At 62.8% G+C, this 11,702-nt stretch carries 11 protein-coding genes and 2 pseudogenes; 12 read left to right on the forward strand and 1 reads right to left on the reverse strand.

Translation table 11 applies throughout. The features are described 5' to 3' along the window. The 5 genes and pseudogenes from WA702_RS01535 to WA702_RS01555 form a co-directional block, all read left to right on the forward strand. Nucleotides 1–351: pseudogene (locus tag WA702_RS01535) on the forward strand (P-type conjugative transfer protein TrbL); the annotation flags it as partial. 48 nt (nucleotides 352–399) lie between these two features. Beyond that, on the forward strand, nucleotides 400–1,080 hold the full coding sequence (gene trbF, locus WA702_RS01540; protein ID WP_425108763.1) for a conjugal transfer protein TrbF: 681 nt from the start codon (nucleotides 400–402) through the stop codon (nucleotides 1,078–1,080). Nucleotides 1,081–1,082: 2 nt separating this feature from the next. Further along, entirely contained in the window at nucleotides 1,083–2,054 is a 972-nt protein-coding gene (trbG, locus tag WA702_RS01545; protein ID WP_425108764.1) for a P-type conjugative transfer protein TrbG, read from the forward strand. Continuing rightward, entirely contained in the window at nucleotides 2,051–3,259 is a 1,209-nt protein-coding gene (locus WA702_RS01550; protein ID WP_425108765.1) for a TrbI/VirB10 family protein, read from the forward strand. The genes trbG and WA702_RS01550 overlap by 4 nt, the downstream gene beginning before the upstream one ends. A gap of 3 nt (nucleotides 3,260–3,262) precedes the next feature. Beyond that, a complete protein-coding gene (locus tag WA702_RS01555) occupies nucleotides 3,263–3,505 on the forward strand; it encodes a DUF2274 domain-containing protein (RefSeq protein ID WP_425108766.1) in 243 nt (80 codons plus the stop codon). Here WA702_RS01555 and WA702_RS01560 read toward each other — a convergent pair. Further along, nucleotides 3,478–4,455 (reverse strand): LysR family transcriptional regulator, encoded by a 978-nt coding sequence (locus WA702_RS01560; protein ID WP_425108767.1) that lies wholly within the window; start codon nucleotides 4,453–4,455, stop codon nucleotides 3,478–3,480. The two genes, WA702_RS01555 and WA702_RS01560, sit on opposite strands and share 28 nt — an antisense overlap. A gap of 614 nt (nucleotides 4,456–5,069) precedes the next feature. Here WA702_RS01560 and WA702_RS01565 point away from each other — a divergent pair. The 7 genes and pseudogenes from WA702_RS01565 to WA702_RS01595 form a co-directional block, all read left to right on the forward strand. Beyond that, complete coding sequence (locus tag WA702_RS01565) at nucleotides 5,070–6,008, forward strand: winged helix-turn-helix domain-containing protein (protein WP_425108768.1); 939 nt, start codon at nucleotides 5,070–5,072, stop codon at nucleotides 6,006–6,008. 171 nt (nucleotides 6,009–6,179) lie between these two features. Further along, nucleotides 6,180–7,130: a thiamine pyrophosphate-dependent dehydrogenase E1 component subunit alpha gene (locus tag WA702_RS01570; RefSeq protein ID WP_425108769.1), complete on the forward strand. Its 951-nt coding sequence runs from the start codon at nucleotides 6,180–6,182 to the stop codon at nucleotides 7,128–7,130. Beyond that, a complete protein-coding gene (locus WA702_RS01575) occupies nucleotides 7,127–8,164 on the forward strand; it encodes an alpha-ketoacid dehydrogenase subunit beta (protein ID WP_425108770.1) in 1,038 nt (345 codons plus the stop codon). Before WA702_RS01570 ends, WA702_RS01575 begins: the two co-directional genes overlap by 4 nt. A gap of 295 nt (nucleotides 8,165–8,459) precedes the next feature. Next, nucleotides 8,460–9,215, forward strand: a complete 756-nt coding sequence (locus WA702_RS01580) for an SDR family NAD(P)-dependent oxidoreductase (RefSeq protein WP_425108773.1) — start codon at nucleotides 8,460–8,462, stop codon at nucleotides 9,213–9,215. A 133-nt stretch (nucleotides 9,216–9,348) separates the two neighbouring features. Beyond that, on the forward strand, nucleotides 9,349–10,311 hold the full coding sequence (locus tag WA702_RS01585) for a hypothetical protein (RefSeq protein ID WP_425108771.1): 963 nt from the start codon (nucleotides 9,349–9,351) through the stop codon (nucleotides 10,309–10,311). A 54-nt stretch (nucleotides 10,312–10,365) separates the two neighbouring features. Next, the gene (locus WA702_RS01590) at nucleotides 10,366–11,394 is read left to right on the forward strand and encodes a cyclase family protein (protein WP_425108772.1); all 1,029 of its coding nucleotides are present in this window, start codon (nucleotides 10,366–10,368) and stop codon (nucleotides 11,392–11,394) included. Between the two features lie 60 nt (nucleotides 11,395–11,454). Then, a pseudogene (locus tag WA702_RS01595) lies at nucleotides 11,455–11,702 on the forward strand (hypothetical protein); the annotation flags it as partial.

Below are 11,702 nucleotides of genomic sequence, written 5' to 3' on the forward strand. Positions count from 1 at the left end.
GCATTGGTGGGCGGTGCGGCCACGGGTGCCGCGACGGGGATGAAGGCATTCGCGAGCGGCACCTCCGGAGCGTTCGGCGCGGGCGGACTTTCGGGCGCGGCCGATGCAGGAGCCCCGGCTGCGACAAGCGCGTTGCGCCCGCTGGCCGGGCGTCAAGGCACCAGCCATGTGCACTCAGGCGACGTTGACAACGCGTCCTCCTCCGTGCCGGAAAGCGCGCCCGCATGGGTTCGCCGCATGAAGCGGGCGAGGGTCATCAGTCAGGGCGCGTCGGCCGCGACCCAAGCGCTCCGCTCGGGCGATCGCGGCGGGAGCGGCGGGTCTGTCGATCTCTCGCAAGAGAAACACTGAGGCTCGCCGGCCCATATGCTGTTGCCGGCCATCTCATGAGGTCAGTCCATGTTCAGAAGATCGGCGGTTCATTACGGGCGCACGCCACAGCCAATCACGCCCTATCAACGCGCCGCGCAGGTCTGGGACGACCGTATCGGCTCGGCGCGGGTCCAGGCCCGGAATTGGCGGCTCATGGCTTTTGGCTGTCTTGTCCTGTCCGCGGGCTTTGCTGGAGGCTTGGTCTGGCAGTCTGCGCGCGGAACGGTCACGCCATGGGTGGTGGAGGTCGACCAATTCGGCGAGGCCAGGACACTCGCGCCCGCGGATGCCGACTATCAACCCAACGATCCGCAGATCGCGTTTCACCTCGCCCGATTCATCGAGGACGTGCGGGGCCTGCCGATGGACGCGATCGTGCTGCGTCAGGACTGGCTGCGGGCCTATGACTTCACGACCGACCGTGGCGCCGCCGTGCTCAACGACTACGCCCGCAACAGCAACCCGTTCGACCAGGTCGGCAAGATCCAGGTCGCAGTCGAGATGTCGAGCGTCATTCGCGCCTCACCCGACAGTTTTCGCGTGGCCTGGACCGAGCGTCGCTACGAAAACGGTCAGCTCGCCGCAACCGAGCGGTGGAGCGGCATCCTCACCATCGTGGTGCAGATGCCGCGCGACCTCGATCGCCTGCGAAAAAATCCCCTTGGCATCTACGTCAACGCGATCAATTGGTCGAAGGAGCTGTCCTAGCAATGCCGTCAGATCCCATCGTTGCGTCGCAAGGAATTTGGCCGAGCTTGACTGTGGCTCTCCTGATCTGTGGGTCCGCTTTAGGAGGCTGCGCGGCGGTCAAGCCTCCACAGATCAGCTATGATTCCGAACTGCGAGCGCCATCGGATCCGCCGCCGCTTGCGGACGATGATCGCCGGCCGCTGCATATTCCGCCGGCCTGGCAGCCCGCTCGCGGGGGCAGAAGCGCCGAAGCCAGCGAGCCGGCCGGGCGGATCGAAAGCGCAAACGATGCCGCTCGGGTGCAACCGCGCAAGGCCGGCTATTTCAATGCGGTGCAGGTATTTTCCTATAGTCCGGGCGCGCTCTACCAGATCTATGCCGCGCCCGGCCAGATCACGGATATTGCGCTGGAGCCCGGCGAGCAACTGACCGGCTCGGGACCGGTCGCCGCCGGCGACACCGTGCGCTGGGTGGTCGGCGATACCGAGAGCGGCAGCGGCGATAACCGGCAGGTGCATATCCTGGTCAAGCCGACCCGGCCGGCGATCGAGACCAACCTCGTCATCAATACCGATCGGCGCACCTACCTGATGGAGCTGCGGTCCCGCGGACAACTCTACATGCCTTCGGTCAGTTGGTTCTATCCGCAGGACCGGGCCGCGCGTGGTCGCGCGGTGCCGCCGGCCATCATTCCGGAGCAGAAGCTGCGTCGCTATCGCTACGTCATCGATGGCGACAGCCCGCCGTGGCGCCCGCTCAGCGCCTATGACGACGGGCAGAAGGTCTATATCGAATTCTCCGCCGGAATCGGCCAAGGCGAGATGCCGCCACTCTTCGTGATCGGCCCTGACGGCAAGCCCGAACTCGTCAACTACCGCGTCTACGGCCATGTGCTGATCGTCGATCGGCTGTTTGCCGCAGCAGAACTGAGGCTCGGTGGGGAAAACCAGCAGAAGGTGCGGATCACCCGAACCGACGGGAAGTCCGCATGACCAGCTCCGAGCAAGCGCGTGAGCAGGATACGGCCGTTTCGGGGCCCTCCCAGCAGCAACAGATCAGGCAAGCGCAGCGGCTGAACGCGCACCCTTTCCAGGTCGTGCGGCTCTCGCGGAAAGTGCTGGCCGGCGGTACCGCCCTGGCGCTTGCGATGATCGGTGGTGCGGTGCTGTGGGCTCTGCAGGACAGATCGAAGCGGGCTCCCGACCGTGAACGATCGTACTCCATCGACCATCATGAGGTCGCCGATGAACTCGCGAGCCTGCCCAAGGATTACGGGGCGATCCGGCGCGATGCACCGCTTCTCGGTAAGCCTTTGCCGGGAGGTCTCGGCCATCTTGTCGTCGCCGCACAAGGTTCATCCCAATCCGGCTCGCCCGTCATCGATGCTGAACAGCAGCGCGCAGACCAGGAAACCGAGGCCGCCCGCACCAGCAAGGTGTTTGCCAGCACGAATGTTCGCCCCTCAGTCGCCGCTACGCCGGCATCGAGCGAGACCACCTCCAACGCAGGCGCGTCCTCCGACGAGACATTTGCCCAAAATGGGCAGGACCGGAAAATCGCCTTCGTCAATTCACCCGTCGATCGGAGAACAACGAGTGCCGATCGCCTGGCGAGGCCTGCGTCGGCGTTTGTTGTCCAGGCCGGAACAGTGATTCCGGCGGCGCTGATAACAGGGATCCGGTCCGATCTGCCCGGGCAGATCACCGCACAAGTGACAGAACGGGTCTATGACACGCCGACCGGTCGGGCCCTGCTAATCCCGCAGGGGGCGCGATTGATCGGAACGTATGACAGCCAGGTGGCGTTCGGACAGTCGCGCGTTCTGCTTGTCTGGACCCGGTTGATCATGCCGAACGGGCGCTCGATCGTGCTGGAGCGGCAGCCCGGTGCTGACGCCGCCGGATATTCCGGACTGGAGGATGAGGTGGACAACCACTGGAAGGAGCTTCTCGGTGCAGCTGCGCTTTCGACGCTATTATCGATGGGGACCGAGGTGAACTCGGGAACAGATGCGACCGGCAGCAACGACGCCATTCTTCAGGCGCTGCGTCGCGGGGCAGGCGACAGCCTCAATCAGACCGGCCAACAGGTGGTACGACGCAATCTCAACATCCAGCCGACCTTGACGATCCGGCCGGGATTTCCGGTCAGGGTGATGGTCAATCGCGATCTGGTGCTCGAGCCGTTCAGGAGATAGGCGATGGCAAAGTTGAAGCTCGGTGCCATCGAGGACAACAAGCCCGTCAAGCTCGCCCTCGAATTGCCGGCCAATATCCACCAGGACCTCGTCGCCTATGCCGACATCCTCACGTGCGAGATCGGACAGCCGATCAAGGATCCCACCAGGCTGATCGGGCCAATGCTGGCACGGTTCATGGCCACCGACAGAGGTTTTCAGAAGGCCCGCCGCGCGCGTCATCTCGCCAGGCGAGGCGACGGGTAACGCTCGCAAAGCATCGCCAGGAATGCCTTCAAGGCTGGATTTTCGTTTTCGGCCCGCCAATAGGCGGAATACTCGAACCGGCTCGGTCCGCCGCCGTCGCGTAGCTCCCGATAGACCAGCCCGGAAAAACTGGCGCCCATATCGGATTCGAGCACGAGGCTGATACCAGCCTTCATGCTGATGAGACTCTTGATGATGCCGCGGCTGACGTCATGGCGCTGGATGATGGGGCGGTCCTCAGGTACGACCAGCTTCGAGACCAGCAGGTCCTCAAACTCGCGGCCCGGATCGTAATGGCTCAGCAACACCGTTTCGCCCCGAAGGTCAGTCCAGTACAGCGTCTCACGCGCGGCAAGCGCGTGGTCCTGCGGCAACGCGGCTAGGACACGCTCGCTCCATAATCGCATGGTCTTGCCCTCCAATGACGGAAGATTTCCGGTGACGATCAGGATATCAAGCATGCCGGTCCGCAACGCCGTTGCCAGCCGTGTCCGTGATCGCTCCACGGTCGCGAATTCGACATGCGGGACCAGCTGCTTGAAGCTGAGGAAAGTGGCCTGCAGATTGCCCGCCGAGAGCGACGTGCAGAATCCGACGGCGAGCCGGCCCGTCTCGCTGTTCTGCACGGACCTGGCCGTCGAAACCAGCGCATCGCATTCCTCGAGGATGGTCCTTGCCAAGCGGAGCACGCTTTGTCCCGCAACTGTAGGACTTATGCCTCCGCTCGATCTCTCGAATATTGTCACCCCGAGACTGTTCTCGATTTGACGAATTGACCTGCTGAGACTCGACTGCTGCAACCTGAGCAACTCCGCAGCTTTGCGAAAGCTGCCGGATTCCGCGGCCGTTACGGCCGACCGCAGGTGCTTCAGCTCCAGAGCCGTGCTGCCGCGCAAATGCCGGCCTGAAAACTTGCAACCGCTCATCTCGGAGCCCCTGCGGAAAGGCATTCGCCGGCCGCGCCATGGCAGCTTGTCGACCTTTGCTCGCAGCACGGCCGTTGAAGGATGTGCGCACGAACCGTGAGATGCCGACCTGCCATGTCTGCCGTCGCAAACGGCGGGTCGGCGTGGTGATCAGGCGGATTGAGTCCAATCATTGTTGGATTCGCAGAGCTCCGCATGGCGAGATCCGCTCCCGTGTGAACTAACGACGATATAATCGGTATCTTGGTACTAGTAAGACGCAGAGGCAATTGTGAGATGTGCTTTGCCGCTGCAACATCCGAAAGATGCTTAACAGTTACTCTTCCTATCAAGTGAGACGGCGATCATGCCTCGTGCAACATGTCGCGTCATCATCCGAAGCGGACTGGCCCTGGTTGTCGATCTGCGATGCCTGCCGTTCACAGGCTCTCCGCCAAGCGCCTGATCAGAGACGAGCTTGTATCGTTATCAATACAACTCCGGTCCGGGCAGCAACAACGTGTGACCGGCCACTACCAGATTCGGTAGCTGCACAGCTGCCGCCCGATGTGACTATCATCCCGTTGCAAGCACATGCTGCTCGTTGAGCTCGGACGGCTCGGCGCGGTGGGAGCAGCAGCTGCAACGGGGAGAGCAGGATGCGGCGGCAGATTGCAATATCCGAGGTCAATCAGGTTCCAGTGCGATCTCAAGACCTTGCCACGCCTGGCAAGGCAACCCGGAACGCTGGTTTGCACGAGGCCATTGCGCTGGCGCGGTTCGATCCGCCGCAATCATCCAGCATGCAGGCCGGCAGGCATCGCCGCGCGGCACATGAGCTCAATCCTTCGCCCGCCAAGCCGCTCATCCTCCTGGCCGGCGAGACCGGCTTCATCAGCCTGCTCAAATATGTCGTCGAGGACAATGGCTACGATTGCATTCTGGCTGACGACGTCGCTGCGGCACCCGCCATCGCGGCAGCCGAACACCCGGATCTGATCGCTCTGGACGTCATCCAGGTCCAGGGGTGCGACGCGGTGCGCCAGAAGATCTACCAGGATCGCAGCACACGGCACGTGCCTGTGCTCATCATGACCGCAACGTCGGTTCACCCCGACCAGCTTGCATCGCAGTTTCAAACGCTTTTCATGGAGCCCGCGAACGTCATCGTGAAGCCCTTTCTGCCCGAGGCGTTCCTTGAACGGGTCCATGACCTGCTGCGGCAGACATCTTCGCTGACAAGCTCCGGTGTGTTGCGGTTTGCAGACATCGTCATGGAGCTCGAGGCTCATCGCGTCTATCGAGGCGGGCGTGCCATCAGCCTTACCCCGATTGAGTATCGCATCCTGCGGCAGCTTCTTGAGCATCCGCGCAAGGTGCTCACGCGCGACCGAATCCGCGCAACCGTCCACGATGAGGCAGACGCGGCCTTGCGGTCAATCGACGTTCACATCAGTCGCATTCGAAAGGCGTTGTGCGGTCACGGTGAGCCGAACCACATTCGGACGGTGCGGGGGATCGGATATTCGGTCGATGCGGCTTCCGACATCTCAGAAATTCGCGTGGTTCGATCCCATTCCGCCCGCGCAGGCGGATGAGCCCCTGCTGCGCAATCGCGCGGACAACAAGGACGGTTCGCTGTCAAGGCGGCGCCGCGATCTGAAGTGCAAACCCTTCGTGTCTTTTCTCGAACCGGTGAGGTCATCGCCATGGACCAGTTGATGTTGGAGCGGACAGATCGCGCGGCTGCCCCGAGCAGTTATCAGGCAATGCTGGATCTCTATCGTCTGATGTGCCGCATCAGGTCCTTCGAGATCGCGGCGGAGCAGGCGGCAGCGGACGGTCATATCCGGGGGATGATTCACAGCGCGGTTGGTCAGGAAGCGGTCGCCGCCGGCGTCTGCGGCAATCTCAGGCGCGAGGACGTCATCACCAGCACGCACCGCAATCATCACCACGCGCTCGCGAAGGGCGTCGATCCGACGGCAATGATGGCCGAGTTATTCGGCCGCGACACCGGCGTCTGCAAGGGCAAGGGCGGCTCGATGCATATTGCCGATTTCAACGTCGGCATGATCGGGGCCAATGGCGTCGTCGCCGCGAGCATCGCAATCGCCGCGGGCGCAGCGCAGGCGCTACGGATGAAAGGCGCGGATGCGATTTCGGTTGCCTTCTTTGGTGACGGCGGCATCAACCGGGGGCAATGCCTCGAAGCGTTCAATTTTGCAGCGGCCTATCGGCTTCCGCTGCTGCTGGTGTGCGAAGATAACGCCTGGGCTGCGACGACCCGGACCACGTCGGTCAGTGCGGGGCCGGGGATCGTGTCCCGCGCGCTGGCTCTCGGGATCGAGGCCGAGTCGGTCGACGGAAACGACATCGATGCTGTCGATCAAAGGACGCGTGCGCTGATCGAGCTGGTTCGCGCCGGCTCAGGCCCGAGGCTGCTTCATTGCCGGACATACCGACTTCGCGGTCATACCTGCGCGGACCAGGCGACGTACCGGCCGAGCTCTGAAGTCGAAATGCGCTGGGGCAATGATCCGATCGAGCGCTGTCGCGAACTGCTGCGCCAGCAGGGTGCGGCCGTCTCCGAGATCGATCGGGTTCGAGAGCAGGAGGCGGATCTGATCGAGCTGGCCGTAGCCCGATCGCTTGCTGCCGGCTGGCCTGACGCCGGCGAAGCCTACCTCGACATCCAAACCGCCGGAGCTGCATCATGATGGGAGTGACAATGACGGTGGTGGAGGCCGCGCGCTCGGCGCTCCAGAACGAAATGCGCCAGAATCCCGATATCTGGGTCCTGGGCGAGGATATACGCCACGGCGGGGTGTTCGGCCAATACAAGGGACTTGTCGATGAGTTCGGTCCCGACCGCATCGTCGACACTCCGATAGCCGAGGCGACGATGGTCGGAGCTGCCGTCGGCGCAGCCTTGCTCGGGACACGCCCGGTCGTTGAGACGCGCTTTTCCGATTTCGCGCTGTCCGCTATCGACGAGATTGTCAACCAGGCCGCCAAGATCCGCTACATGTTCGGCGGCCAGGGCAGGGTACCCCTGGTGGTCCGGATGCCATCGGGCCTGCGACGAGGGTCGGCAGCACAGCATTCGCAGAGCTTCGAGGCGTGGTTTGCCCATGTGCCCGGCCTGGTCGTGACAGCCCCTGCAACGCCTTCCGATGCCACGGGACTGCTTCTGACAGCGCTCCGTGGTGAGGATCCGGTGATGCATCTCGAGGCCAAGGAGCTCTGGAACATATCCGGCGAGGTGGCAGCGGAGGTCGCGCCGATTCCATTTGGCGTCGGCAAGGTGGTGCGATCCGGGACTGATCTGACCGTCGTCACCTGGGGGGTGGCGCTCCATGAGGCGGTACGCGCCGCGCAGGAACTCGAGGATCGCTGTGGTGTATCCGCCGAGATCATCGATCTGCGAACATTGTGGCCGTGGGACAAGCAACTTGTTTTGTGGTCAGTCGCGCGCACGCGGCGCATCGTTGTCGTGCATGAAAGCGTACGGGACGTCGGGCTGGGTGCGGAGATTGCGGCGACGGTGGCCGAGGAGCTGCATCAAACACTGCGTGCGCCGGTCCGTCGGGTCGCTTCACCACGCATCCCAGTCGGCTATTCGGCGCCCCTTGAGGACGTCTATCGCGTGCAGGCGTCCAAGATCATTCAAACGGTCGCATCAATGGTCGGTGTCGATGTGGCCCACCCGGCTCGGATGCCGGGCAGGGTTGCCGTGAGTGATCAATATTGACGCGAGCCGCAGCTCATCGCCGGATCCGCATGAGATGGCTTAAGTCCCCACGATCGGCTTCTCTGACAATCCGTTATTCGCGCAGGCTATTGTTTGGGGCTGGGTCGGCGCACCGGTTTCCCAATACGCACACGCAGCGTCTGCTGACTAAAAGGAGGCAATGATGGATATCGAAGAGCAGGAGTGCGCTCTTGCGCGGCAAGCCTACAGGTCGACCCGCGATGCACAGGCCAGCGGGTCGGCGCCGGTTGCCGGCACGACAACGATGTCTGGCGAACGACACGCGCGATCGGGAATGACGGTTCTGATCACCGGAGCAACCGCCGGAATTGGCGCCGCGTGCGCCCGCCGGTTTGCCTTGCACGGTGCCCGTCTCGTCCTGGTCGGAAGACGCGCTCATCGTCTTGACACGTTGGCACATGAGCTCGGCAAGCTCGTTCCAATCCACACACTCGAACTCGATATCCGCAATCGGTCCGCGGTCCAGCAGGAGCTCGCGGAGCTTCCGGCGGAATTCGCCACACTGGACGTGCTTGTCAACAATGCCGGTATTGCGCTTGGACTCGAGCCAGCCCAGCGCAGCGACCTGGATGACTGGGTGGCCACCGTCGAAACCAACATCATGGGGCTGCTGTATTGCACACATGCGATCCTGCCCGGGATGGTGGCCCGCAACAAGGGACATATCATCAACCTGGGATCTGTAGCCGGCTCGTATCCGTATCCGGGCGGCCATGTCTATTGCGGGACAAAAGCCTTCGTCCATCAGTTCTCGTTGGCGATGCGCGCCGATCTGCTCGGCACGAAGGTCCATGTGACAAGCATCGAGCCGGGCAAGGTGCAGTCGGAACTGGCGCAGGTGCGCTTCAAGGGTAACGCGGCGAGGGCTGCAGCGGTCTACGCGGACACCGAGCCCATGACCCCGGACGACATCGCCGATGTCATTCATTGGTGCGTGACGCGGCCGGCGCACGCCAACATCAACAGCATCGAGTTGATGCCGGTCGATCAAGCCTTCAATCCACTCGCCGTCCATCGCGCGCGCATTTAGGCGACGGGAACCCGGTCGGGCGGGGCAGCGGATGCCCTGCACTTGCGCGCGAGGACCGTGAGCAACACCATGGTCATACACCAATTTAATATCGCCGAGATCGATCTGGCTTGGCAGATCCTGGGAGGTTGAAGTGAGAGCGCTCGCCTGGCTGGGACGGCATGCGACAGAAGCCCTGGTCGCTGGCGTCTTCATTGGTCTGATATTTCCGCACCTTGCTGCCGTGCTGCAGGAATGGCTTTCACCGCTGGTCCTTGTCTTTACTGCGGCAGCGTTTCTCAAGGCGGACATCCAACTGGTCGCGCTGGCCGTTTGGCGCCGGCCTCTGCTACCAGCGCTGCTGCTCATATGGCTGCTCGTTGCGGTGCCCGTGGCTACGGCAGCAATCATCCATAGTCTTCATGTCCCGGTGCAGCTTGCCCAAGCACTGATTGTCTGGGCGGCCTCACCCTCGATGACGGCGGCGATCGTGTTCGCGGCGCTGCTTGGTCTCGATGTCACCCTGGCGACCAGCCTGGCGACACTCAGCATCATCGCCGTGCCGCTGACGGGTCCCTATTTGATCAATTGGCTTGCGGGCGTCGCTGCCGGGATGAATGTGCTGACAATGATGGGACGTACCGCAGCTTTCATTGGTGCGGCGCTTGCCATGGCCTGGGCTGTACGCCGTCTCGCGGGCCAGGTCGCGCTCGAGAAAAGAGCCAGCGAACTCAACGGCGCCATCATCATACTTCTGGTCCTGTTTGGCATTTCGCTCATGGGCGGCGTAAGCGACCGGCTCATGAGCGATCCCGGCCATATCATCAAATATGTGGCCGCTGCCTTTATGGCCAATCTTGCTGCCCAGATCACAAGCAGCATTCTGTTCGCGCGGGCCGGTTCGTGGCGCAGCGCAACCGCGGCGCTGCTCACCGGCAACCGTAACATGTCCGTGCTCTGCGCCAATCTAGGCGCCGCGTCGACGCCGGACATCATGTTGTTTTTTGCCGCCAGTCACGTTCCGATCTATCTGCTGCCCTGGATGTTGCGCAAGGCCTACGACTGGGCCGGCCGCGGGTGCTGCGCTGAATCGCGCGGCGAATTGCTCCGGTCCTAGCAGGATCAGTGCAGGGAAGCGCAAAAGGGATGACCGTCGACCATGGATATTAAAATGACGCAGCAGGCGAAGACACGCAGATGGGTCAATCGACCGCCCGGTTCGAATTGGGGAGAATTCGGCGAAGACGACCAGATTGGGCGGCTGAACCTGCTGACACCGCAAAAGGTTCAGCAGGGCGTTGCCGAGGTCAAGGCAGGCAAGGTGTTCTGCCTCAGCCTTCCGCTTGATTACCCGGGTGGCAGCGCGCTTGCGCCGCATCGGTTCCCACCGCAGCTCCGTCCGACCGAGCGGCGGGGCGAGAGTTTCTTCAACTATCCGTTCAGCCGCGAGAGCCACGATTATTGCGACGCCGGCTGCGATGATGCCGTTCTCCTGTGTACGCAATATTCGACGCAGTGGGACAGCCTCGCTCATATCGGACAGATGTTCGATGCCGATGGCGACGGCGTGGCAGAGTTGGTCTACTACAACGGATATCGTGCAGGGATTGAGGTGCGCCCGCCGTCCGAACGCAAGGACGGCGAGATGGCGGCGATCGGCATCGAGAACATGGCTGCGACCGGCGTGCAGGGCCGGGGAGTCATGGTCGATCTCGAGAATCATTTCGGCAGATCTCGCCACTACGTCGGCTACGACGATCTGATGCGGGTCATGGACAGCGATGGTGTGGTCTTCGAACATGGGGACGTGCTCTGTCTCCATACCGGCTTTTCGAGCATGTTGCTGGAGATGCATCGGCAGCCCGACGCCGAGACCTTGCACACTGCGTGCGCGGCGCTCGACGGGACCGACCAGCGTCTGCTGCAGTGGATCACCGATAGTGGGGTCGTGGCTATCGCCGCCGACAACTACGCGGTGGAAGCCATTCCTTCGCGCAAGGCGACGGGATCGCGGCCGTTCGTCCCGCTGCACGGCCATTGCCTGTTCAAGCTCGGCGTCCATCTTGGGGAGATGTGGCATTTTGCCGAGCTGAATGCCTGGCTCAAAGCGCATCACCGCCACCGCTTCCTTCTCACGGCGCCGCCGCTGCGCTTGCCTGGCGCTGTTGGCTCGCCGGTAACGCCGGTCGCCACTGTCTGACGTGCTGCTCCGTCCGGACCGACCTTGGAGGTGTAACACCCGGAGTTGTATGAGGCGCGCTTGACAGGCTCTTCTCCGTTTTGCAATCCTTTCGCACAACGGAAACAAGTGTTCCACGATGTGGTACGCTGGAAAAATTTGGAGGAGCTCATGATGGCCCAGCCTCGGTCAGATGCGACCGCTTCACTCGCGCGCGGTGCAGCTCGTGCTCAAGGACGGGTGCAGGGCAAGGTGGCGCTTGTCTTCGGTGCCGGGTCGTCGGGGCCTGGCTGGGGAAATGGCAAAGCGGCGGCCGTACTTTATGCCCG

This window comes from Bradyrhizobium sp. (assembly GCF_049798375.1).
Classification (GTDB): Bacteria; Pseudomonadota; Alphaproteobacteria; order Rhizobiales; family Xanthobacteraceae; genus Bradyrhizobium.

What these genes read in the sequence shown, in the direction of transcription:
- trbF (WP_425108763.1), top strand. Translation starts at nt 400, where the DNA reads ATGTTCAGAAGATCGGCGGTTCATTACGGGCGCACGCCACAGCCAATC.
- trbG (WP_425108764.1), top strand. Translation starts at nt 1,083, where the DNA reads ATGCCGTCAGATCCCATCGTTGCGTCGCAAGGAATTTGGCCGAGCTTG.
- WA702_RS01550 (WP_425108765.1), top strand. Translation starts at nt 2,051, where the DNA reads ATGACCAGCTCCGAGCAAGCGCGTGAGCAGGATACGGCCGTTTCGGGG.
- WA702_RS01555 (WP_425108766.1), top strand. Translation starts at nt 3,263, where the DNA reads ATGGCAAAGTTGAAGCTCGGTGCCATCGAGGACAACAAGCCCGTCAAG.
- WA702_RS01560 (WP_425108767.1), bottom strand. Translation starts at nt 4,455, where the DNA reads ATGCCTTTCCGCAGGGGCTCCGAGATGAGCGGTTGCAAGTTTTCAGGC.
- WA702_RS01565 (WP_425108768.1), top strand. Translation starts at nt 5,070, where the DNA reads ATGCGGCGGCAGATTGCAATATCCGAGGTCAATCAGGTTCCAGTGCGA.
- WA702_RS01570 (WP_425108769.1), top strand. Translation starts at nt 6,180, where the DNA reads ATGCTGGATCTCTATCGTCTGATGTGCCGCATCAGGTCCTTCGAGATC.
- WA702_RS01575 (WP_425108770.1), top strand. Translation starts at nt 7,127, where the DNA reads ATGATGGGAGTGACAATGACGGTGGTGGAGGCCGCGCGCTCGGCGCTC.
- WA702_RS01580 (WP_425108773.1), top strand. Translation starts at nt 8,460, where the DNA reads ATGACGGTTCTGATCACCGGAGCAACCGCCGGAATTGGCGCCGCGTGC.
- WA702_RS01590 (WP_425108772.1), top strand. Translation starts at nt 10,366, where the DNA reads ATGACGCAGCAGGCGAAGACACGCAGATGGGTCAATCGACCGCCCGGT.